Genomic DNA, 24,291 nt, shown 5'->3' on the forward strand with positions numbered 1-24,291 from the left:
AAATATTCAGTGCATTGGGTTTAAACATCAATTCTTCAGCGATGCCTTGGCTGGTATTCAAGTATTAACCTATTTTTAAATGGATCAAATGCGTGGCATGCGTATGACGAATATGATCAGCACGATGGTTAAAGTAACGATGGGTAATGTCTTTACCTGATAAATCTTCAACCACCTGATAACCCATCATTGCAACTGCATGATGCAATGCTTGCGAAGAAAACGCACCAATCAAAGGCTCTTTTAAGAAACGGGTAAACTGTGACACTGCGAAGCTACCCAAACGCTCAATACCTTGTAAGGCTCTATAATCAATCGAATAATCCATCACGACTTGGCTATTTTTGCCAGTAAAGGCTGCAATGTTGTGTAAGGTTGCTAGGGTTGCTTGTGGGGTTAAATAATGGGTTGTGCCCAGCCATGAAAAAAATGCAGCTTGGGTATTTTGAAATCCACTACGCGCCAAAGCATCAGACAGTTTTTCTTTTTCAAAATCAATCCCTACAAATTCCACATTGCTTGGGAGCTCACCTGTATTACTGAGCTTTTTTAATTTTTCTAATTTGGTTCTTTGTGTATCAGGATGATCAATTTCAAATATTTTGAGTTGAGGGTATTGCTGGGCCAAGCGTAATACAAAAGAGTCTAGACCAGCGCCAACCAATACATACTGTTGAATATGATCATGTTCAATGGCTTGCTTTAAAAGATCTTCTGTATAGCGAGAACGTCCAACCACTTGTCCAGTCAATTTACCAAAAGTTTGATTCATCAAATTGGAATTTAACGCTTTACGTAGAAGGGCATTATTTAAAAGTAAGCGCCATTGTGAATTGGTCATTTCAAATGCATAAGGGTCAGAGAATACGGGATCGTTGGCATTTAAATGGTGATTGGCCCTAATTGCTGCTGCCGCTTCAGCAGTTTTACTTGCTCGTCCTGCTTTCATCCTCGTCCTCAATGAATTTTAATTTTTCCTCAATGTAATGCATAGAAAATATTTAACAATGGCAATTTACTTTGAGCAGTTGGTGAAAATTGCTAGTTTTCTTGGTATCTATATGGCCGAGGCATTTTATTTAGCTTGGCGCACGATCTGAGCGATGTATAGATGATGTTTGATATTTATTCAATGGATAGGCGAGCAGTGTTATTTTCTGGGTGAATGTAGGATTATTCTGATCTGACTGTTTTTAAATTTTTTTATCTATAGTCACCCTTCACTTGTATGAATAATGAGGTGGTTTGACTATATATCTTGAGTTTTTGACAAAAAATATTTGAGTCTGTTTGTCTTAGTCAATGATTGATGACTGAATATAAAAGTGATTCGTTTTTTGTTATTGATATTATATTTTTAGCCCAATAAAAAGGGCTGAATCATCAGCCCTAGTATGTGTTAAATATATTCAACACTTACCACTTCATATTCGACTTCACCCTGTGGTGTGGTGATTTTGGCTTCGTCGCCTTCATTCTTACCAAGAAGACCACGCGCAATAGGTGAGTTCACTGAGATCTTATTGATCTTAAAGTCAGCTTCATCATCACCTACAATTTTATAGGTTTTCTTTTCTTCAGTATCCAAATTCTCAATGGTTACTGTCACACCAAAAACCACACGACCAGTTTGTTCAAGTCCTTTAACATCAATGACTTGGCAAGCACCAAGTTTACCTTCGATGTCTTGAATACGACCTTCACAAAAACCTTGTTGCTCGCGCGCTGCATGGTATTCTGCGTTTTCTTTTAAATCCCCATGTTCACGTGCTTCTGCAATTGCAGCAATAATACGTGGACGATCAACAGATTTTAGCTGTTGCAATTCTTTCTCTAAGGCGACCTTGCCTTCAGGAGTCATAGGATAACGTTGCATTGTTGTCCCTCAGTTCAGTATTTTAAAAAATACAGGTTTATAAAATGAAAAAAGCCCGCCACCGATAAGATGACGGGACTTATCGGAAACGAATTAACCTAGTGTTTGCAAATCTTGCAAGCGATATACATCCATTGGCAATTTAATTGCTAAAGCTTGGCATACAGCATCAGCACCATTCAAGGTTGTTGTGTAATACACTTTACCTTGAAGCGCAGAGCGACGGATTGAGAATGAATCCTGCTGAGCTTGTTTACCTTCTGTAGTATTGATAATGAGGTGAATCTCGCCATTTTTCAAGCGGTCGACAATATTTGGACGACCTTCTGTTACTTTATTCACACGTTCACATTCAATACCAGCGTCTTTAATGACATCATAAGTACCGCCAGTTGCGATAATTTTGAAGCCTAAATCCACCAATTGTTTCGCAATACCCGCGGCACGAGGTTTATCTGAATGACGTACTGAAATAAATACGTGCTTCACTTCACCTTCAGTTGGTTTACCCGGTAAGCGATCATTAGAGCCTAACACAGCTTTATAGAAAGCTTCACCAAAAGTTGTACCAACACCCATCACTTCACCAGTAGATTTCATTTCTGGTCCAAGGATCGGGTCTACACCTGGGAATTTGTTGAACGGGAATACTGCTTCTTTCACAGCAAAATGCGTTGGGATAATTTCTTTTGTGAATCCTTGAGATTCTAAAGATTGACCCGCCATACAACGTGCTGCAACTTTTGCTAATGATTCGCCGATACATTTAGAAACGAACGGTACTGTACGAGACGCACGTGGGTTCACTTCAAGAATATAAACGTCATTGCCTTTAACAGCAAACTGTACGTTCATCAAGCCAATCACACCAAGCTCTTTCGCCATAGCAACGGTTTGACGACGCATTTCATCCTGAATCTCTGTAGAAAGAGAGTAAGGCGGAATTGAACATGCTGAGTCACCAGAGTGAATACCCGCTTGTTCGATATGCTGCATAATACCGCCGATCACCACATCTTTGCCGTCAGATACACAGTCAACATCGACTTCAGTTGCATCATCAAGGAAATGGTCAAGCAGTACAGGTGCTTCGTTAGATGCTTGTACAGCATCACGCAAGTAACGTTTAAGTTCGTCGTCGTTGTATACGATTTCCATCGCACGACCACCAAGGACATAAGATGGACGTACAACCAACGGATAACCCACTTTAGATGCTTCAGCCATACCTTCTTCAGCAGATTTAACAATGCTGTTGCTTGGTTGACGAAGATTCAAACGTTGAATCATCTGTTGGAAACGTTCACGATCTTCTGCACGGTCAATCGCATCTGGAGACGTACCGATAATTGGTGCACCTGCTTCTTCTAAAGCACGAGCCAATTTCAAAGGTGTTTGACCGCCGTACTGTACGATAATACCTTTTGGTTTTTCTGTACGTACGATTTCTAAAACATCTTCTAAAGTGATCGGCTCGAAGTACAAACGATCAGATGTGTCATAGTCAGTTGAAACCGTTTCAGGGTTACAGTTGACCATAATGGTTTCATAACCATCTTCACGCATTGCAAGGGCAGCGTGAACGCAGCAATAATCGAACTCAATCCCTTGACCAATACGGTTAGGACCACCACCGATTACCATGATCTTGTCACGGTTAGATGGATTCGCTTCACATTCGTCATCATAAGTTGAGTACATGTAAGCAGTATCTGACTCGAACTCAGCTGCACAGGTATCTACACGTTTGTAAACAGGGTATACACCCAAGTTCCAACGGTGCTTACGGAATTGCTTTTGCGAAATGCCCATCAAGTCTGCAATACGTAAATCAGATAAACCTTTACGTTTAAATGCACGGATATTGTCAGCGTTCAAATCACCAAAACCTAAAGTTTTGATTTGCTCTTCAGACTGAATGATGTCTTGGATTTGAATCAAGAACCAACGATCGATATTGGTTGCAGCAAATACTTCATCTAATGTGAAGCCATGACGGAATGCGTCAGCAACATACCAAATACGCTCAGGACCTGGCACTTTAAGCTCTACCAAGATTTTATCTTTCGCGCCTTCAGTACCCACCGCAATTTTCTCATCGAAACCACAAGCACCGACTTCAAGACCACGAAGTGCCTTTTGTACTGATTCTTGGAAGTTACGACCAATTGCCATGACTTCACCCACAGATTTCATCTGTGTTGTGAGTGTTGCATCAGCTTGTGGGAATTTCTCGAAGTTAAAGCGAGGAATCTTGGTTACAACATAGTCGATTGCAGGTTCAAATGACGCAGGCGTTGTACCGCCAGTGATGTCATTTTTCAATTCATCAAGGGTATAACCCACTGCAAGTTTTGCTGCAATTTTGGCAATAGGGAAACCTGTTGCTTTAGACGCAAGCGCAGAAGAACGAGATACACGAGGATTCATCTCGATCACAACCATACGGCCATCTTTCGGGTTGATACCGAACTGAACGTTTGATCCGCCTGTCTCTACACCAATTTCACGTAGTACCGCTAAAGAAGCATTACGCAGTAATTGGAACTCTTTATCTGTTAGTGTCTGCGCAGGTGCAACAGTAATGGAGTCACCTGTATGCACACCCATTGGATCGAAGTTTTCAATGGTACATACAATGATACAGTTGTCGTTTTTATCACGAACAACTTCCATTTCATATTCTTTCCAGCCAATTAATGATTCATCAATCAATAATTGTTTGGTTGGAGAAAGATCAAAACCGCGTTCACAGATTTCAATGAATTCTTCTTTGTTATAGGCGATACCACCACCTGAACCACCCATCGTAAATGATGGGCGGATAATCACAGGGAAGCCGAAACGGGCTTGAATTTCAAGCGCATGTTCCATGCTTTCTGCAACATCAGCACGTGGGCATTCCAAACCAATTTTGCGCATTGCGATATCGAAAAGTTTGCGATCTTCCGCTTTTTCGATGGCTTCTTTGGTCGCACCAATCAATTCAACATTGTATTTTTCTAAAATACCGTTGGCATCAAGTGCCAATGCACAGTTTAATGCCGTTTGACCACCCATTGTTGGAAGAACCGCATCTGGGCGTTCTTTCTCAATGATTTGTGCAACAGTTTGCCACGTAATCGGTTCGATATACGTTGCATCTGCCATAGTCGGGTCAGTCATAATGGTGGCTGGGTTAGAGTTCACCAAAATAACACGGTAGCCTTCTTCACGAAGGGCTTTACATGCTTGCGCACCTGAGTAATCGAACTCACATGCTTGCCCGATGACAATCGGACCCGCACCAATAATTAAGATGCTTTTAATGTCTGTACGTTTAGCCATGATCGCTTCCTTAATTACTTCTTAGATGCTTCAATAAGTTCGATGAAATGATCGAACAATGGGGCACAGTCATGTGGACCAGGGCTTGCTTCAGGGTGACCTTGGAAGCTAAACGCAGGTTTATCTGTACGATGAATACCTTGTAAGGTTTGATCGAACAAAGATTTATGCGTAGCTTTAAGGTTTGCAGGTAAAGTTTCTGCATCTACTGCGAAGCCATGGTTTTGAGAAGTAATCATCACTGTACCATTTTCAAGATTCTGTACAGGATGGTTTGCACCGTGGTGACCATGTGGCATTTTCACAGTTCTAGCGCCAGAAGCTAAAGCTAGAATTTGATGACCCAAACAAATACCGAAAACAGGTAGGTTTGTAGTTTCAACAATGGTTTTTACTGCTGCAATTGCATAATCACATGCTGCTGGATCGCCGGGTCCATTTGACAAAAATACGCCATCTGGATTTAACGCCAATACTTTTTCAGCAGGTGTTTGTGCAGGAACAACAGTTAATTTACATCCGCGGTCAGCAAGCATACGTAAGATGTTGGTTTTGACACCATAATCGTATGCAACAACATGAAATTTTGCTTCTGGTTGAGAAAAGCCTTGGCCCAATGTCCATGAGCCTTCGGTCCATTCAAAACCTTCTGGGTCACAACATTCTTTCGCAAGGTCTAAACCATCTAGACCACCAAAGGCACGTGCTTTTGCAATAGCTTCTTCTTCAGTAATATTATCGCCGGCAAGAATGCATCCGTTTTGTGCGCCTTTGTCACGTAAAATACGTGTCAATTTACGAGTATCGATATCTGCAATGGCAACGACATTATGTTGTTGTAAATATTCGCCAAGAGACTGAGTAGCTCGGAAATTGCTGTGTAATAACGGTAGGTCACGAATGATTAAACCATTCGCCCAAACTTTATGAATTCGACCTGATTCAGCGTCTTCTTCATTACAACCAGTATTACCGATATGAGGATAAGTTAAAGTTACAAGTTGCTGTGCATAACTAGGGTCGGTCAAAATTTCTTGATAACCAGTCATGGCAGTGTTAAAAACGACTTCACCAGTCGTACTTCCCGTAGCGCCGATCGATGTACCTTTAAAAACAGTACCGTCAGCAAGGGCTAAAATGGCGGGGGTGCTCAAACCATAGCTCCTGAACTAAAACCACAAAAATAGGGCTGTAAAAAAGCGAGTAGACGAAAAAAAAGGAAGGCTTACTAAATCCTACCCTCCTCTTGTCTGCTCGCTTGTAACTTAACAGCGCATTATACGCATGAGCCTCTCGAAAGTCTATTTTATTTCGAGGGATAATCTAAGATAAATACCTTGCTATTTAGCATTAATTCTGCTTTTAAAGTGAATTGTTTGAAATTGTAAGTATTTAAATATTGTCAGACAAATCAAAATCTAAAATTTATCCTTTCAATGTATCTTATTGACTCACATTCCAGGGGGAATCAATATGACTATATCTAAAGAAACTGTTACAAATAAAGTAACAAAAGAGACTGCGGCTTTGAAAGAAGTTGTGACTGAAACTACAGAAAATTTAGAGAAGTTAGGTAAAGAAGCACAGCAAAAAGTTGCTGAAGCGGTTACCGAAACTAAAACTAAACTTGAAGCAGAATCAGAGCAATTAACTGAGCAAGTTCAAGATCAAGTACAAAACTTTAAACAAGATTTGGTACAACGTCTTGATGTGATCAAATCACAATTTTCAACTTCACAAAAAGATTTGGTTGAATTGGCTGATTTCTTAAAAGCAGAATTAAGCATTTTAGTGAAAGAGTTAACTGAAGTTGGTAAAGAAATTCGTGAAGATGTTTCACAAATTTCGAGCAAACATAAAGTACAGTTAACTGAAACTTTAAAGCGTTCAAAAGATCATACTTTAGAAGTTTGGAATAAAGTAACTACAAAACAATAAGATATGTAAAGCTTATGTTTTGAGGAAGGCCATTTTTAAGAGAAATGGCAATAAAAAAGTGAGGCTGGTTGCCTCACTTTTTTATTTTCAAGCACAGTTTACATAAGCGTATTTTAAAATGTATGTAACCAATCACGTTTATTGTGAAAGTCGGCTTGTTGGCCACTGTGTTGCATGGCAAAGAAATGTTGACCTTGCGTGGTATTTAAAACAGCGCTTAAACCCAAAAATAAGTCTGACCATTTTAATTTATTGGCAAGCATGAACTCGCTAAGATCTATGCTGACATTTAATCCATAATGCGTGCGCTTTAACTGATTTAATTCAATGTCATAAGCAGCGACTGGTGGCATATTTTCAGGATAACGATATTCTTCAAATTGGTAAGCTTGCCAAGCTTGAGAAGGGGATAGATTAATTTCACGATAATAATCTTCACCTTGCACACCAATAAAAATCTCAAAACAGGTATTTTCCCAAAGAAAATCCTGACGTGGATTAGCTGTAACCAGTTCAGGATAAATTATGAATTGATTGGGATCTCTTAACCAATAACCGACATTGAGCGTATATGGGCTAATTTGTTCAATCGCACCAACTAGGGAGATACTTTGAAAACGACGATCAAATGCATTCAGTTCGAAACTTGCCATGAAAATAAATCTTAATTTGAAAGATGAGCGTGGCGAACTAAATTAGACAATTTTGGATTTTGTTTCGCAGCCTTTTTATAAAGCAATGCAATTTTACCAATTGTTTGAACAACTTCAGCACCAGTGACATTGGCAATTTCAGTAATCGTTGCAGCACGTGCTTCGCGGTCTTCACCTGTAACCTTGACTTTAATTAACTCGTGATCATTTAAAGCACGGTTTAATTCTTCAACGACACTTTCAGTCAAGCCTTTATCGCCAAGCATTACAACAGGGTTTAACGCATGTCCGATTTGACGTAAACGTTTACGTTCTTGGATAGATAGAGCCGCCATAAAAGATAACCTAATTTTAGAAACGACTTAGTATAACAAAAGCCATATCACTACGCTGTAAATTCTGTAGAAATAATCGATGAAGCTTATTCAAAAAAACATATCAATATCTGTCGATTTAAATCAATATGAATACTGCAATGAGAATTTTTTTCACGTACAATCAGAAGTTAGTTATCGGTTTAGATCAAGAGAGTTATGGCTACACGCATTACCAACCAGAAGTTATCCAAAAGTAGTCGTGCGTGGATGAGAGAGCATTTAGATGACCCTTTTGTGAAAAAAGCACAAAAAGAAGGTTACCGCGCTCGTGCTGCATATAAACTTCTTGAAATTCAAGAAAAACACAAAATGATTAAACCAGGGATGACCGTGGTGGACTTGGGTGCTGCACCAGGAAGTTGGTCGCAAATCGCAGGTAAACTGGTCGGTGATAAAGGTTTAGTGATTGCTTCAGATATTTTAGAAATGGATGCTTTACCTGATGTTACCTTCTTACAAGGTGACTTTAGAGAAGAAGAAGTTTTCGAAAAATTGTTAAATATTTTAAATGGACGCACTGTAGACGTTGTAATTTCAGATATGGCCCCCAATACATCAGGTAATAGGGCTGTAGATCAACCTCGCCAGATTTACTTGTGTGAACTTGCATTAGATTTTGCCAACAAGGTTCTTGGACCAAAAGGGCAGTTTTTAGTTAAAGTTTTCCAAGGAACTGGTTTTGATGAGTTCCGAAAGCAAGTCGTGGATAGTTTTGATGTGTTAAAAACAGCAAAACCAGCTGCTTCACGTGCACGTTCAAAAGAAGTTTTTTTAATTGGACAGGGCCGTAAAAAAGTTTCGCAATAGCTGGTGTTTTTGAGGTATGTTCATTCTTCGTAATGAATTGCCAACAAATGCTTGCCAAGTTGTTAAAAATTGTGCATTTTGTACCTTTTTAACCTTTATTGCGAAATTCATTACTCGCTTTTTGTTACGATCAAGCAAGATTGAGCCTGATCAAAATAGTTATATATGGGAATAAAGCTTTGAGCGATTACTTCAAAAATGCCGTATTGTGGCTGGTCATACTGGGTGTGCTGATCTTAATCTTCAGCAATCTCAGTGACCGCAGTAAGCCTTCTGCGATGAATTATTCAGAATTCGTCACAGCGGTGAATGCTGGTCAAATTAGTAAAGTCACAATTGATGGTGAAAGAATAAGCGGCGAAAAAAAGAACGGTTCGAACTTTGAAAGTATTCGCCCAGCAGTTCAAGATCCTGAATTGATGCCTACACTCATCAAAAATAACGTTGTAGTTGAAGGTACTGCACCTCAACGTCAAGGTTTATTGATGCAACTTCTCATCGCAAGCTTTCCTGTGCTTTTAATTATTTTATTGTTCATGTTCTTTATGCGTAACATGGGTGGTGGTGCAGGCGGTAAAAATGGTCCAATGAGTTTTGGTAAATCTAAAGCAAAAATGCTTTCAGAAGACCAAATCAAAGTGACCTTTACCGATGTTGCTGGTTGTGATGAAGCAAAACAAGAAGTTGTGGAAATCGTTGATTTCTTGAAAGACCCTGCAAAATTCAAACGCTTAGGTGCAACAATTCCTAAAGGCGTATTGATGGTTGGTCCTCCAGGTACAGGTAAAACTTTACTTGCGAAAGCGATTGCTGGTGAAGCCAAAGTTCCATTCTTTAGTATTTCAGGTTCTGACTTCGTTGAAATGTTCGTTGGTGTGGGTGCATCTCGTGTGCGTGACATGTTCGAACAGGCGAAACGCCATGCACCATGTATCATCTTTATTGATGAGATTGATGCAGTTGGTCGCCATCGTGGTTCAGGTACAGGTGGTGGTCATGATGAACGTGAACAAACACTCAACCAAATGCTTGTTGAAATGGATGGTTTCGAAGGGAATGAAGGGATTATCGTTATTGCTGCAACAAACCGTGCGGATGTACTAGATAAAGCATTACTTCGTCCGGGGCGTTTCGACCGTCAAGTGATGGTGGGTCTGCCAGATATTAAAGGTCGTGAACAGATCTTGGCAGTGCATTTGAAGAAACTTCCTTCGGTAACAGGTGTTGATCTTAAAGTATTGGCACGTGGTACACCTGGTTTCTCTGGTGCGCAATTGGCGAATCTTGTCAATGAAGCTGCATTGTTTGCTGCTCGTCGTAACAAGAACACCGTCGATATGCATGACTTTGAAGATGCAAAAGATAAGATCTACATGGGCCCTGAGCGTAAGTCGATGGTGATCCGTGAAGAAGAGCGTCGCGCGACTGCTTATCATGAAGCAGGCCATGCCATTGTTGCAGAAATTCTTCCAGGGACTGACCCTGTGCATAAAGTAACAATTATGCCACGTGGTTGGGCTTTGGGTGTAACTTGGCAGTTGCCAGAACATGATCAAACCAGCCATTACAAGTCTAAGATGTTGAATGAACTTTCAATCTTATTCGGTGGTCGTATTGCAGAAGAAGTTTTCATTGATCAAATGTCTACGGGTGCTTCTAACGACTTTGAACGTGCAACCAAAATGGCACGCGCAATGGTGACCAAGTACGGTATGTCAGACAAAATGGGCGTGATGGTCTATGAAGATGAAAACCAAAATGGTTTCTTCGGAAATGTCGGTAGCCGTACGATTTCTGAAGCAACACAGCAACAAGTTGATCAAGAAGTACGTCGTATCCTAGATGAACAGTATCGTGTTGCACGTGATATCCTTGAAAACAACAAAGATATTGCACATGCAATGGTAAAAGCTTTGATGGAATGGGAAACGATTGATCGTGATCAAATCCGTGACATCATGGAAGGTCGTGATCCTCAGCCACCTAAGGTTTATGTGGCTGAAAATCCAGTGCTTGATGTAACCCCTACAGATGGTCCATCAACACCACCGCCATTGCCAGCGACCTGATCAGTCAGTGAATAAACAAGAGCCTCAATCGAGGCTCTTTTTTTATACGAAAAAATTCATAGATGAAAAAAAATCACTGTGCTATTGATTTGAATTGTTAAACTAGCCTGAATTGAATACGGAGAATTGACATGCAACTGATGCCACTACCCAAGCAAATTTTGCAATGTGGGCGTTTGAGTCTGGATTTATCACAAGCACATGTCATGGGTATCTTGAATGTCACTCCAGATTCATTTAGCGACGGTGGGAAGCATGATCAAAAAGATCAAGCTGTTGCTTATGCCAAGCAAATGATGGCTGATGGTGCGACAGTGATTGATGTTGGCGGTGAATCTACACGCCCGGGTGCATCTGTAGTCGAGATTGCCGAAGAAATACGTCGTGTTGTTCCTGTGGTTGCTGAATTAGCCAAATTGGATGTCATTATTTCAATAGATACCTCACAGCCTGAAGTCATTCGTGAGGCGGTTAAAGCAGGTGCACATATTTGGAATGATGTCCGTGCCTTAACTCGTCCACATGCCTTAGAGACTGCTGCAGAGCTTAATATTCCTGTGATTATTATGCATATGCGAGGCGAGCCAACCACAATGAATCATCTTGACCAGTATGAAGATGTTACTCAAGAGGTAATTGCTGAATTACAGCAACGCGTAGATGATGCACTACAGGCAGGAATTCACCCTAAAAATATTATGATAGATCCTGGTTTTGGTTTTGCTAAAAATGCGCAACAAAATTTAAAGCTTCTCAATGAGTTTTATCAACTGAACAACATGGGTTATCCAATTTTATCAGCCTTATCTCGTAAGCGCTTCATTGGTGAAGCTTTAGATGGTGCAGATGCCAATCATCGTGCTGTAGGTAGTGTTGCTGCACACTTGCTCAGTATTCAACAAGGCGCGTGTATGGTGCGTGCACATGATGTAAAAGCAATGTCGGATGCAATTAAAGTATGGCAAGCCATGCGCTCTGCAATTTAATGATGAATGATCAATAGTCCCTGATATTGTTTGATCTTTTTTAAAATTTAGATCATCTACATCTGAAAAATTAATCAGTTAAATTGCCCGATCAATTTGGTGAATTGTATGGTTTGTGTTATATAAGCGCGTGAATTGCTGTTTTATTTTAGGTTGCAATGTTTAACGATCTACTTCTCCCAATGTTCGATGATGAATATTATCCAGATATTCTAGTTGCTGAGGTTAAGCAACTTATTGAAAATTTTGCTAAAAAAGTGGCAAAAACCAGCTTTAGTGATGCAGAAATTTATTCTATGGCAAAACTGACTGTGACTGAAATTAATGAAATGAAGCCACAGTTTGAGGATCTTGATTCTTCTTTGGATGGTACTGCAGCTGATTATATTGCTGAAGCAATGATGATGGTGGTACAAGACCAAGGGTATCTCGATATTGAAATGGAAGAGCTTGTTGCAAATAGAGAGTGGTAAGCCACTCTCTTTTTTTTGCTATCGATTTTTAGAAATAAATAGGGGAGAGAGCTTAATTCCTTACTTATTTATGCTGCTTATTAAGCTGATTTTTTCGATAAAAACATAAATATGTATTAAATTTAAACATTTAAATATCAATTGCTTAAAGTATGAGCATTGGTGTGTTTGAATGCTTGACGTAGGGTAGATAACTTTAGATAATGCGCACACAGTTTATGGCTATGTAGCTCAGTTGGTTAGAGCACCGCACTCATAATGCGGGGGTCACAGGTTCAAGTCCCGTCATAGCCACCATTTTTATAGACCATGCTCACTGCATGGTCTCTTTTTTTGTGCATCATCAAAAGATCAGTAGATACAGATAAAAATTATTATCACGGTATGAATATTTAGAATACTGAAAAAATCCAGTGGAATGTTTGATTAAGCTTTTTCTGCTAAATAATTTTCTATAAATCTTTGTGTTTGCGTGTCAAGGTAGAATGGCGCAATCAAGGATTGAATGATCTCATCCAATAAGCCATGCTGATCTAAAGCACCTAGTGTATGTGGAACAAAGCGATCTGCTTCGATAAATAAATCGTTTTGATCTAACCCAACCGAGTGTAGTAATTCTTGTAAGCTATATTCGCCAAAGTATTCATAAAATGCTTCGACAACATTTAAAATAACCTGTTGCATATATTCTGTTTGACGTAATTCTTTCCAAGTTTCATAAACAAGAATAAAGAATTCTTCAAAATCAATCGATTGAACTTGAGAGAAAGCCTCTTTTAATGAGCGTTGCTTAACTTCATTCCAAACATGTGTAGCGATATCTGCTAGGTCTTCATTAGGCAGTAGAATGATATTGCTGAGTTGGCTACGGATAGCAGTTGCGAGTTGCTGTTCTAATTTAAGCTCAATATTGTGTTGCTGATCTTGAATAAAGCTGATGACTTTCGCACCAATACGGTTATGTTTAACGGTGTATTGACGTAGCTGGTTGAGCCAAGGCGTGTTGCTTTCTAAAATCTGGTTGGCAAGTTGTAGGCTAACCTGTTGAATCTGCGGGTTGTGCTGTAAGTTTTCTTGAATATAGTCTCTTAATTGTTCTAATTCTAAGATTTTAAACATCCACAGTTCAAAAGACTCATCTGAGAGTAGATCATTGAAAATGGTTTGACTATGAATGGCATATTGATGAATTTTTTGAGCGACGACACCGATAAATTCAAGAATATCTGCGCCTAAATTCAATTCAAAAGCATATTTTTGCACCACAGACTGCAGTTGCTCAAGTTGAATCACATTTTTTAAAAGGATTTTGTCTGCATTTTGATAGGTTTGGGAAATAAAATTTTGAATAAATTGTGGATTTTTTTGATCTAAGAGTTGTTTTTTAATAAAGCGAACTTGCTCAAGCAAGAGTGCTTGAGCAAGTTCCTGAGCAAAGCTCGAAGGTGGAGGTGAATTATTCACATTCACGAGGCTTATACACCAGCTTTCCAGCCATTTACAATCGGATAACGGCGTTCACGGCTAAATGCGCGTGAGCTGATACGTGGTCCAATTGAACCTTGACGACGCTTGTATTCGTTGCGGTCGACAAGCTGAATGACTTTTTCCACGATTGCACGTTCAAAACCTTTGGCAATGATGTCTTCTTGGCTTTGTTCTTCCTCAATATATGCATATAGAATGGCATCAAGTACATCATAAGCAGGTAAAGAGTCTTGGTCTTTTTGATCAGGACGAAGTTCTGCTGATGGTGGACGAGAAATAACCCGTTCAGGAATCACCGGCGTTTCAGAAATACTGTTACGGTACTTAGCCAATTCAAAAACAATGGTTTTATAAACATCTTTGAGTACAGCAAAACCACCTACCATATCGCCATACAGTGTGCAGTAACCGACAGAAAGCTCAGACTTATTGCCTGTTGCAAGCACAAGGTTACCAAACTTGTTGGATAAGCCCATAAGCAATGTACCACGTGCACGCGCTTGAAGGTTTTCTTCAGTTGTATCCGCAGGTGAGTTACCAAAGAATGGGAACAAGGTCTGCATAAAGCTATTTACGATAGGATGAATTTCGGCAATACCAAAAGTAACACCCATACGTTTTGCTTGTTCAGTGGCATCTTCCACACTAATTTGTGATGTGTAGGTATAAGGCATCATCACGGCTTGAACTTTATCTGCGCCAATCGCATCAACTGCAATTGCCAAGGTTAAAGCTGAGTCGATACCGCCTGATAGGCCTAAAATTACACCTGGGAAACCAGAGCGTTGTACATAGTCGCGTGTTGCTAAAACCAACGCTTGATAGATCTCAGCCATAGTGTTTAATGCTGGCGCAGCTTCAACCACTTGATAGGCTTTGTTTTCTATTTGGTAGTTAGCAAAGTAGAGATCTTCTTTAAAACTTGGTGCTTGTAATGCAACTTCACCTGAATGGTTAATGACAAAACTGGTCCCATCAAAAATGAGATCATCTTGACCGCCCACTTGGTTGATATAAACCACATTGAGATGGAGCTGTTTTGCCAACTCTTTTAATGTTTCAATACGATGTTGCGGTTTGCCGACTTCATAAGGTGAAGCATTCAAGACCAAAACACTTTCCACATTGAGTTGAGCAAGCTGTTGAACTGTATTTAAAGACCATACATCTTCGCAAATCAGTACTCCGAACTTATGACCTAAGTACTCAAATACAAGATGTTGATGTCCTTCATTAAAATAACGCTTTTCATCAAAAACGCTGTAATTAGGAAGATTTTGTTTGTTGTAAACCCCTAAAACTTGTCCATCTTTCATCACCGCAGCAGCATTGTAGCGTTGACCATCGTCAGTAAGATTGGCAAAACCAAATACCATCACGATGTCTTTAACAGTAGACAGTTTCTCGAAAGCTTGTGCAGTACGCTTTGCTAGGCTTGGGCGTAAAAGCAAATCTTCGGCAGGGTAACCGATTATAGAAAGTTCAGGGAAAACAACAATTTCAGCATTCTGTTTTTTTGCATCATTGGCTTGTTCAATCATTTTTTGAACGTTCGACTCAATATCACCAATGAATGGAGAGAATTGCGCGAGAGCAATTTTAAAACTTTTCATTTAAACCAAATCCTATTCCAATAGGGTAATTTATATACAAATTGTTGATTTTTAAAATGTAGTTATTCAACATATGTATATAGATATCACAGAAATTGCCAAAGGGCGAAACTATAAAATCATTAAAAATCATCAAAAATCTTTATTTTCTTGCAAGGCAAAAATTTCAGACATTGAGTATTTTAACTAAAAAAACGTCAGAAGCTAGTGATTCATTAAGTTTATTCAGTACACCATCAATGACCTCATGAATTTAGTGTATTTTTTTTATAGAAACTAGTGATTTTTCATTATTTTTTGGATTTTATACTGGAAAAAATCAGCTTTAAATATTTTTTGTGAAATGTATCACTTAATTTGTATAAATTAGCATCAATATAAAGCGCTTAAATTGAAGGATTGACTGAATTTTTATCCAGAATAATATTTTCAATTCGATTTAAATAAATATCTTTGGCGATATCACCTTGTTGCTCAATATTGTAATCGAAATAAGCTTTTCCTTGAATGAGGGTGTAGCGATAAGGGTTATATTTACCCAAACTCAGGTAAAGTGCGGACTGTAAAATCGCCCCCTTAAGTAATACATTCTCATGACGCTGATATTGATAAACATGGGCCATTTCATGAATAAAAACAGCTTGATAACCCAAGCTCATACAGGAAAAGTCTTCACAATAGTCTGCATCTTTTAAATGAATATAACCATTGGGCGCCATCAAAATACCAACAGGCTGCCACGGTAAATAAGGATGATTCATCACCTTGACTTGACTGTAGTCAATTAAATCTCCAAATACACTTTGGCTAATACGAATTTCGCCATCTGTCAATTTACGATATTTGAATTGATCCAATCGAAGAAGTTGTACAAAGCGCCAAATGAAATTGAACATTGTTTTATTTTGTGCTGTGTAAAAAGTACATCCATAAGTTTAGCACTGATTCAGTTTGACCCAAAGATTAACTGTGACCCAGATATACCACGATAAAAAACTGTCTATTGTATATATGCTGACATGAAACTTTTCTTGTTGCCTGATTTCAGTTATGTAGCGTATCCGTAGTTAGGGTTCGGTACACCCAAAAATTAAATCATGATTTAAGTAAGCCAAAGCTAATGACTTGTCTGCAAAGGTCATTATTTATCAGTAGAGGCAAGCTCCGCCCTTATTTGTCAGACACTTTATTGAATAGTCATAAATTGCCAATGGATTGACCTGAAATGTCAGTGGTATTTGAATCTAGATGACTTACTTTTCCAACATAAATAGGATTTTTTACTTGAAATGTGAATTTGAACTGGTTTTCAGTCAAATCCTTGATCCCTAAATAAACAATAGGTGCTTCATATGTTACTTGCTAAGCCTGTCAAAAAAGTGTTTGCAAAAGCTTTTCCAAGTCGATTGCCTAATTTAAAAGATCAGATTGCGAATATCCCGATTCGTCACTTCAATTTTAAATTTAGTCCAGATGAGTTGGATGTTAAATTTTTTATGCAAAAAGAGTGGGCGACTGCTTATTTTGCCGCACTGTCAATTTTTTTAACCTATGGTGAAGAGTTGGTGATCGAAACCGCACGACATCATCGTGATCAAATACAAGACCCAGTTTTAAAACAGCGTCTAACCAGTTTGATTGGACAAGAGGCAATTCACTCCAAAGTCCATGAAGAATACAATGAAACCATGATTCCAAATAATTTGCCTGTGCAGTTGTATCGGTTTTTAGCAGAACAGGTTTTTAATCATACTTTTTTAAAATTCCCACAGCCTTTAAAGCTTTCAATGATGGCTGGGATTGAGCATTTCACCGCTGTCTTTGCTCAATATGCCATGACGCATCAAGACATCTTTAATCATTCTCTTGATGAAAAAACTCGTGCTTTATGGTTATGGCATATGCTGGAAGAGTCTGAGCATAAAGATATTGCTTATGATACTTATCAAGTGCTTTCTGCAAACTATCCATTACGAATTTCAGGATTCTTTATTGCGTTGATTACTTTGGGTCTAGGTGTGGGTGCTGGCGCATTGATGTTGCCATTTTTACGACGTCCAATGAATAGCTTAAGTCTAAGCTTTTGGAAAGAGGCAAAGGGCAGTTGGGATTTATTATTTAGTCGAGACAATGGTGTTTTTGGTAGCAGTTTAGGTCATATTTTTGATTATTTGCGTCCAGACTTTCATCCTAATGATCATGATACAACTGAGCTTTTAGACTATTTCAAAAAAGAATTACTTGATCCTGAAACAGGCACACTCACCCCTTATTTTGTTAAAGCGTTTACCCCAGCTTTACGGATGTAATTTTATTCAATCTTAGCATTCAAATTTTCTATTCAATATAAAAACGATGTTGTAGATCGATACTGAGCTTTTCCATCAATTTTTGAAGGAAAAGCTTTTTTTTAAAAGCTGTGATTTTAACCAAGCACTTTATAAAAATTGTTTTTAAGGGACATTCTTTATCAGTGGAGGCAACTCTTAAAAGTGATTGTCTGACAATTATCTAAGGTTGTCATAATTTGCAAACCGAATGAATGCATGTGCCAATGGTAATTGACAAAGCATGTCGTAATTTTTAGCCATCAAAGTAGAGTTTTTACTCAAAAGGCGATCTGTAGCTCATCAGCGTAAAGACGATGAAATGGATTGCCATATTAAATGAATAAAGAGTACCAGCTATGTTCGCTAAGCCAATTAAGAAAGCCGTTGCTAAAGTTTTTGCTGCGGCACCATTCAGTCTGGAAAATCAAACGCCGATTATTCCAATTCGTCATATGAAGTTTGATTTTGATCCAGCGCAAGTAGATCACCGATTTTATATGGATGCAGAATTGGCAAGTGCATATTTTGCGTCATTGTCGATTTTCTTAACTCGTGGTGAAGATCTTGTAATTGATACTGCTCGTTATCATCGTGATTTCATTACCGATCCATTATTAAAGCAACGTGTCACCTCATTGATTGGTCAAGAGGCGATTCATTCAAAAATGCATGAAGAGTTAAACGACGCTTATTTAATCCGTGATTTGCCAGTAAAGCTGTTTCGTACTTGGGCTGGCTGGGCATTTGAATATGGGTTTGAGCGTCTTCCACAACCGATGAAATTGTCGTTGATGGCTGGTATCGAACATTTTACTGCGGTACTTGCAGAATACATGATGAATCATGAAGAAGTGTTCTTCCGTTCGCAAGATGAAAAACAACGGGCAATCTGGATGTGGCATATGCTTGAAGAATCGGAGCATAAGGATATTGCTTTCGATGTGTTTCAAGAATTATCCAATAACTATTTATTACGTATTGCTGGATTCTTTCCCGCATTGATCACGATTTTGGTGCTGATTTCAGCTGCATCATTTTTAGTGCCTTTCTATCGAAATCCTAAGAACCTGATTAGCTTACGTTATTGGAAGGAGATTCCATATAATTTTCGCCTGATCTTTGGCTTAAAAGATGGTGTTTACGGCAGCAGCTTTAAACATATTTTTGATTATCTGCGTCCCGATTTTCATCCAAATGATCATGATACATCTGAATTTTTGGACTATTACAAAGAGAAACTGCTGAATCCAAAGACAGGTCTTCTTACGCCATATTTGACGAAAGAATTTTATCCTGCATTGCGTTCATAAAAACCTAAAAGAGATGGATTTAAAGTTTATGGGTATTTTTTCTAAAAAAGTTAAGCCGAGCCAAAATGCTTATGCGGTCGTGACTGGCGCAGGCAGTGGCATTGGACGTAGTTTTGCAATGGAACTTGCAAAACGCGGAGGAACAATTGTTTGTGCTGACATAAATCTGGATGCAGCCAAAGAAACAGTCAGTTTGATTGAATCACAAACTTCAGCTAAAGCATTTGCTGTGCAATGTGATGTGGGGGTGAAAGAGCAAGTAAAAGCACTTTCAGAACAAGCCGAAAAATTAATGAATCACCCTGTAAGCCTGATCATTAATAATGCGGGTGTAGGGCTGGGCGGTAAGTTTGATGAAGTGTCACTGGAAGATTGGCAATGGTGTATGCATGTCAACCTCTGGGGGGTTATTCATGGTTGTCATTATTTTGTTCCTCAGTTTAAGCAACAAGGTTATGGGGCAATTATCAATGTTGCTTCAGCTGCGGGTTATACAGCAGCTCCCGAAATGACCGCTTATAACGTGACCAAATCCAGTGTATTGGCATTGTCAGAAACCCTTTCAGCAGAGCTTCGCGGTGACAACATTCGAGTGAATGTGCTGTGTCCAACATTAGTGCCTACAAATATTATGAAAAATGGTCGTTTGCCTGGTCATTATGCGGGTTTAGCAGATGATTTACTGATGAATCATGCATTTACCACCAGTGATCAAGTGGTGATTAAAACCTTAAATAACTTGGATGCAGGCAAGCTGTACACCATTCCTCAGCCAGATGCAAAACTGTTTTGGATATTAAAACGTGCATCACCCACCTTATATGCCAAAGCGCTGGGTATCGGATATCCATTATTTAATAAATACATCAAATAAGCTGCGAGTAAATCAAGATGACAACAGAAACAACTTTAGCTACGCCGCCTAAAGAGAAAAGCGTAGAGCAAAACTCAACCCAAACTACAGTTGAAGACATTAAACAGGTGACTCAATCGAATACAGCACAAGACAAATCGCTTGAAGCAAAACAGCTTAAAGAAAAAGTACCTGTAGAGAAGCAAGTTGAGGCAAAGACTGTTTCAAAGCCAGCGAAAGCAAATCACCCTAAAGCTGAAGTCCAAACTCCAGCTAAAGCTAAAAATAAGGCTGAGGTAAAAGTAGAAACACAAATAAGTGCTCAATCTAAAAAGCTTGAACAATCGGCTGAAGAAAAAGCGCCAAAGACTCAGCACAAAGAAGCTCTGCACATCTATGACACCATCGTGGTTGGTGCGGGTATTTCAGGGATTGCTGCTGCTTATAAAATGAATCAAGCAGGCTATAACGATTATGTGGTCCTTGAAAAAGCCAGTCGTGTGGGGGGAACATGGCGCGACAATAATTATCCGGGCTGCGGTTGTGATGTACCCTCAGCACTTTATTCATTTTCTTTCTCACCAAGCCATAAATGGAGTCATTTATTTGCCAAGCAACCAGAAATTCTAAGCTATTTAGAAGAGGTGGTGGAAAAATATGACCTTGGTGAGAAAATTGAATTTAATAATGAATTAATCAGTGCCAAATGGGATGAAGCACAACATATTTGGCACTTAGAAACATCTAAAGGTCAATATCAAGCCAAGACAGTGATCTTTACGACAGGACCGATTACTGAGCCTGCTTTGCCGAAATTAAAAGGAATTGAAAGTTTTAAAGGTGAAATGTTCCATTCAGCACGTTGGAATCATGATTATGATTTAACGGGTAAGCGTGTTGCAGTGATTGGTACAGGGGCTTCTGCAATTCAGTTTATCCCACAAGTACAACCTTTAGCGAAACAGCTGATCGTGTTCCAGCGTACAGCACCGTGGGTACTACCCAAGGCGGATATGGAGTTAAATGAAACGGCTAAAGGGATCATTTCTCGATTCCCAATCATTCAACAAACTTGGCGTAATAGCATTGCACAGATTTTAAATGGAATTAACTTTGGATTGCGTAATCCTAAAGTATTGGAACCTGTGAATTTCCTAAGTAAGCAATTACTCAAACTGCAAATTAAAGATGAAACCTTGCGTAAAGCAGTGACACCGAACTTTACTATTGGATGTAAGCGCTTATTGTTTGCAAACAATTATTATCCAGCACTACAACAAGATAATGTGAATCTGATTGCACATGGTTTGGTTGAAATTGATGGAAATACAGTGGTTGCAGCAAATGGTGAACGTCATGAAGTGGATGTGATTATTTGGGGAACAGGCTTTGAAGTTTCACATCCTCCGATTGGTAAGCGGGTTTATGATAGTAATGGTCAGGTACTTGCTGAGCGTTGGAAAAATAGTTCACCTGAAGCATATTTGGGTGCCAGTATTGAACATGTTCCGAATGCGTTCTTGGTCCTCGGTCCAAACATTCTGGTCTATGATTCATTTATTGGTATCGCGGAAGCACAAGTCGGCTATATTGTTGATGGCTTGCTAAAAATGCGCGAGCAAAAATTCACTCGCTTTGAAATCAAAGCGGATGTGCTTGCCCAGCATAACAAACGTCTGCAGAAACATTTAAAAACCACTGTATTTAATGCGGGTGGGTGTAAGTCTTATTATCTAGACGAAAATGGTCGTAACTTTGCAGCATGGCCATGGTCACTACAACAATTACGTAACCAATTAAAACAATTAGATTTAAACCATTATAGCGTGAGTAAAAAATAAGCTTAGCATTCAATTGCTGAACACTTTTTATGAGAGCCCTAAATTAATTTAGGGCTCTTATTTTTTGTCTTGTGCGACGATGTAATCGAATAATAATGATTTCAGCTAGGATTAAATTGACCACCCAACCTAACCAAGATTCTAACTGATAGATGTGAATTGGGGTTAACCAATCAAAATAAGGTTGTAACTGATAAAGCATGATTTTCCATGTCCTTAAGCTCAGCGCTGAAAGACTGAGTGCAAAACTACGGATCATCCAGTCACGATGTAAAATCCAGCGCTTTTTCAATAAAAAGTACAAAGCGGATAGGGTGGTGATCGCCCAGAGTGAACTTAATAAGACAAAGCTGATTTGTGTGGATAACCCTCCAGCCGCGGAAAAAGCTAAAATTAAGCCACTGGGTAAAGACAGCCCCAAAATGGTGATGATGTAGAGCCAACCACTCCAGCGATGAATTCGGGGATAACGCGTGCGAAAGACACGGAAAAACTGTGTAAATCCAGCGATGAGTACAAAACTACTGCTGATCACATGGATTTTAAAAGCCACCTGCCAAGGTTGAGTATTGACTACATCTTGCTTTAACAAGAGAAAATGCTGATCAGTTTGCCATGGGAAATATTGCAAACATATTGCGACCATGAGATAGCATAAATAAGCATAGATCACGAGTGAAATTAGACTCAAGCTTGAATATGCCAAGGTAGTTTTTGTTTTGTTCATCATTGCTTATAATGGAATGGTGATTGAGAAATTATAATGGAAGATAAATTGAAACAGCGTATTTATGTTTGGGTATGGCATAGATTTTAAAATAAACCATAGAGAATCCTGATTTATTTATCTTAAAGTAGATCACAAAGCAAACAATTTAATCTAAAATCAATGTGAAAATGCATCCAATATCTTCATAACAAATAGGTATAACAATGAATAAAAGTTTAATCGCACTCGTTGGATTAGGAATGATTGGTTTCCAGAATAGTTATGCACTGGATATTCAACAGTTGCAAAAATCTTGGTCTGGAAAATATGATGAGCAGAAAATTGCTGTTTTCATCCAATCTATCGATCGTAATCAGGTCAAAGGCTATAGTGTTCTTGGTAAAAATAAACAAAATTTCTCAGGGAAAGTACAGACAACTTCACAAGGCTATAAAATTACCGCAACAGAAAGTGGCGCTAAAGCAAGTAGTGGTGTGTTTACGTTTACTGTAAAACAGAATCAACCGAATGTGTTGGAGTCTAGTTGGGAATCTACAACGGCTAAGGTTAAACCAAAATATTTTGACTTAACGCCGCAACAGTGTCGCTTTCAAAAAGATGTCGGTGATTATCCAGTCGCATCACAACGTTTATTAAAAGATGAGGATCTACAAATTCCTCCTGAAGAACTGGACTGGATGCGTAATGAAATTTATGCGCGTCATGGTTATTCATTTGCCAATAAAGAGATTGCCTCTCAATTTGCTAACGATAATTGGTATATGCCATGCAGTACCAATGTTGAAAATCAATTAACTCAGATTGAAAAGACCAATATCCAACGTATTAAAAAAATTCGTCCGTATATGGCGAAAATGGAATGGGGTCGTTAAGCACACAATCAATCACAAAATCTGAGAATTTATCTTATGCTTCACTATCCTTCAGTTCGATTGAGTATTATGGTTTTTGTTTTAAGTTCATCTGCCCTAAGTTTTGCAGCAACACCTACAGATCAAGCAGTGATCAACAGTATAACGAACCTAAACGCTTCTCAAGCTACACCCGCCAAAGCGATAATGATTGATTATATAAAAGAGGTTCGTTTGTTGTCAGGAGAGCTGGCTTATCTCTCTGGTGTAACATTTGAAAATGCAGGACGAAATTTTTGGGGAGGCTATATATTGACGCGCCCAAAACTAAAACAATCTCGAATACTTGAGTTCGGTGGTCAAGCCAATGATTTCACAGTACATACGGTGCAATATCGAGCAAAACCAATCGATTTGATTGAAATAGAATCTGCAGGCTCGGGTCAGGGGCAAGTTTCCCAGACAACTGATTTAGTCTATTTTGATGGATGGAAAGCTAAAATTATTGTAACTGCTGAATCTTCGAGTGATCCGGGGCGTTTTAGTGAGAAGTTGGGTGAGGAAGATTGTAAAACGGGTGGGGAAATTGTTTCAAGTTTAAAGATTTTATCCGCCAGCAATGAAGTGATTAAAACTATTCAATCATCCAATGCGTGTAAAAATGCAAAAGTTACAACCAAAACGGAAAAAATTAAAATCGTACTATAAGTACCCGTGTTGATTGCAGTGCTCGGTGATTCGATCAGATGGGATTCACTTTTTCCATCTC

At 38.9% G+C, this 24,291-nt stretch carries 21 protein-coding genes and 1 tRNA gene; 12 read left to right on the forward strand and 10 right to left on the reverse strand.

The annotated features are described in order from the left end of the window. Positions 1-64: 64 nt before the first annotated feature. From ACQ7EO_RS05975 to carA, 4 genes are all read right to left on the reverse strand, one after another. The gene (locus ACQ7EO_RS05975; protein WP_434279143.1) at positions 65-949 is read right to left on the reverse strand and encodes a class I SAM-dependent methyltransferase; all 885 of its coding nucleotides are present in this window, start codon (positions 947-949) and stop codon (positions 65-67) included. Positions 950-1,399: 450 nt separating this feature from the next. Next, entirely contained in the window at positions 1,400-1,876 is a 477-nt protein-coding gene (gene greA / locus ACQ7EO_RS05980; RefSeq protein ID WP_004717337.1) for a transcription elongation factor GreA, read from the reverse strand. A gap of 93 nt (positions 1,877-1,969) precedes the next feature. After that, entirely contained in the window at positions 1,970-5,203 is a 3,234-nt protein-coding gene (gene carB, locus ACQ7EO_RS05985) for a carbamoyl-phosphate synthase large subunit (protein ID WP_004823231.1), read from the reverse strand. A gap of 14 nt (positions 5,204-5,217) precedes the next feature. After that, positions 5,218-6,357 carry a glutamine-hydrolyzing carbamoyl-phosphate synthase small subunit gene (gene carA, locus ACQ7EO_RS05990; RefSeq protein WP_004823230.1) on the reverse strand — a complete coding sequence of 380 codons (1,140 nt, stop codon included), beginning with the start codon at positions 6,355-6,357 and terminating at the stop codon, positions 5,218-5,220. Between the two features lie 319 nt (positions 6,358-6,676). Here carA and ACQ7EO_RS05995 point away from each other — a divergent pair, with 319 nt between their 5' ends. Then, complete coding sequence (locus ACQ7EO_RS05995) at positions 6,677-7,141, forward strand: hypothetical protein (protein WP_004823229.1); 465 nt, start codon at positions 6,677-6,679, stop codon at positions 7,139-7,141. A 113-nt stretch (positions 7,142-7,254) separates the two neighbouring features. Here the strand turns inward: ACQ7EO_RS05995 and ACQ7EO_RS06000 are convergent, their stop codons facing one another. Continuing rightward, complete coding sequence (locus ACQ7EO_RS06000; RefSeq protein WP_004717328.1) at positions 7,255-7,794, reverse strand: DOMON-like domain-containing protein; 540 nt, start codon at positions 7,792-7,794, stop codon at positions 7,255-7,257. Positions 7,795-7,805: 11 nt separating this feature from the next. Further along, positions 7,806-8,129 carry a ribosome assembly RNA-binding protein YhbY gene (yhbY, locus tag ACQ7EO_RS06005; protein ID WP_004717326.1) on the reverse strand — a complete coding sequence of 108 codons (324 nt, stop codon included), beginning with the start codon at positions 8,127-8,129 and terminating at the stop codon, positions 7,806-7,808. Positions 8,130-8,327: 198 nt separating this feature from the next. Between yhbY and rlmE the strand changes: the two genes are divergently transcribed. The 5 genes from rlmE to ACQ7EO_RS06030 all read left to right on the forward strand — a co-directional run bounded on the left by rlmE (position 8,328) and on the right by ACQ7EO_RS06030 (position 12,803). Beyond that, complete coding sequence (gene rlmE / locus ACQ7EO_RS06010) at positions 8,328-8,978, forward strand: 23S rRNA (uridine(2552)-2'-O)-methyltransferase RlmE (protein ID WP_004717323.1); 651 nt, start codon at positions 8,328-8,330, stop codon at positions 8,976-8,978. A gap of 179 nt (positions 8,979-9,157) precedes the next feature. Continuing rightward, positions 9,158-11,047: an ATP-dependent zinc metalloprotease FtsH gene (ftsH, locus tag ACQ7EO_RS06015; protein WP_004823226.1), complete on the forward strand. Its 1,890-nt coding sequence runs from the start codon at positions 9,158-9,160 to the stop codon at positions 11,045-11,047. 131 nt (positions 11,048-11,178) lie between these two features. Continuing rightward, entirely contained in the window at positions 11,179-12,033 is an 855-nt protein-coding gene (gene folP / locus ACQ7EO_RS06020) for a dihydropteroate synthase (protein ID WP_004823224.1), read from the forward strand. Positions 12,034-12,191: 158 nt separating this feature from the next. Next, a complete protein-coding gene (locus tag ACQ7EO_RS06025) occupies positions 12,192-12,506 on the forward strand; it encodes a DUF5713 family protein (protein ID WP_004717317.1) in 315 nt (104 codons plus the stop codon). A 220-nt stretch (positions 12,507-12,726) separates the two neighbouring features. After that, a tRNA-Met gene (locus tag ACQ7EO_RS06030) sits at positions 12,727-12,803 on the forward strand. Positions 12,804-12,932: 129 nt separating this feature from the next. On the opposite strand, the gene ACQ7EO_RS06035 is transcribed toward ACQ7EO_RS06030, so the two are convergent. The 3 genes from ACQ7EO_RS06035 to ACQ7EO_RS06045 form a co-directional block, all read right to left on the reverse strand. After that, entirely contained in the window at positions 12,933-13,976 is a 1,044-nt protein-coding gene (locus ACQ7EO_RS06035) for a hypothetical protein (RefSeq protein WP_434279144.1), read from the reverse strand. A gap of 5 nt (positions 13,977-13,981) precedes the next feature. Next, positions 13,982-15,607 carry an NAD+ synthase gene (locus tag ACQ7EO_RS06040; RefSeq protein WP_034612475.1) on the reverse strand — a complete coding sequence of 542 codons (1,626 nt, stop codon included), beginning with the start codon at positions 15,605-15,607 and terminating at the stop codon, positions 13,982-13,984. A 386-nt stretch (positions 15,608-15,993) separates the two neighbouring features. After that, a complete protein-coding gene (locus ACQ7EO_RS06045; RefSeq protein WP_244013560.1) occupies positions 15,994-16,503 on the reverse strand; it encodes a hypothetical protein in 510 nt (169 codons plus the stop codon). Between the two features lie 456 nt (positions 16,504-16,959). Here ACQ7EO_RS06045 and ACQ7EO_RS06050 point away from each other — a divergent pair, with 456 nt between their 5' ends. The 4 genes from ACQ7EO_RS06050 (at position 16,960) to ACQ7EO_RS06065 (ending at position 21,941) form a co-directional block, all read left to right on the forward strand. After that, positions 16,960-17,916 carry a metal-dependent hydrolase gene (locus ACQ7EO_RS06050; RefSeq protein WP_004823205.1) on the forward strand — a complete coding sequence of 319 codons (957 nt, stop codon included), beginning with the start codon at positions 16,960-16,962 and terminating at the stop codon, positions 17,914-17,916. A gap of 377 nt (positions 17,917-18,293) precedes the next feature. Beyond that, positions 18,294-19,247: a metal-dependent hydrolase gene (locus ACQ7EO_RS06055; RefSeq protein ID WP_004717305.1), complete on the forward strand. Its 954-nt coding sequence runs from the start codon at positions 18,294-18,296 to the stop codon at positions 19,245-19,247. A gap of 28 nt (positions 19,248-19,275) precedes the next feature. After that, positions 19,276-20,121, forward strand: coding sequence for an SDR family NAD(P)-dependent oxidoreductase (locus ACQ7EO_RS06060; RefSeq protein WP_004717304.1), 846 nt, complete (start codon positions 19,276-19,278; stop codon positions 20,119-20,121). A gap of 293 nt (positions 20,122-20,414) precedes the next feature. Further along, the gene (locus ACQ7EO_RS06065) at positions 20,415-21,941 is read left to right on the forward strand and encodes a flavin-containing monooxygenase (protein ID WP_434279595.1); all 1,527 of its coding nucleotides are present in this window, start codon (positions 20,415-20,417) and stop codon (positions 21,939-21,941) included. A 43-nt stretch (positions 21,942-21,984) separates the two neighbouring features. On the opposite strand, the gene ACQ7EO_RS06070 is transcribed toward ACQ7EO_RS06065, so the two are convergent. Beyond that, on the reverse strand, positions 21,985-22,587 hold the full coding sequence (locus tag ACQ7EO_RS06070; RefSeq protein ID WP_434279145.1) for a DUF2306 domain-containing protein: 603 nt from the start codon (positions 22,585-22,587) through the stop codon (positions 21,985-21,987). A gap of 287 nt (positions 22,588-22,874) precedes the next feature. Here ACQ7EO_RS06070 and ACQ7EO_RS06075 point away from each other — a divergent pair, with 287 nt between their 5' ends. Next, positions 22,875-23,543, forward strand: coding sequence for a YARHG domain-containing protein (locus ACQ7EO_RS06075; RefSeq protein WP_434279146.1), 669 nt, complete (start codon positions 22,875-22,877; stop codon positions 23,541-23,543). Between the two features lie 36 nt (positions 23,544-23,579). Next, positions 23,580-24,230: a hypothetical protein gene (locus ACQ7EO_RS06080; protein ID WP_239045193.1), complete on the forward strand. Its 651-nt coding sequence runs from the start codon at positions 23,580-23,582 to the stop codon at positions 24,228-24,230. Positions 24,231-24,291 lie beyond the last annotated feature (61 nt).

The organism is Acinetobacter sp. CE-15, assembly GCF_051059255.1.
GTDB classification, from domain to species: Bacteria; Pseudomonadota; Gammaproteobacteria; order Pseudomonadales; family Moraxellaceae; genus Acinetobacter; species Acinetobacter guillouiae.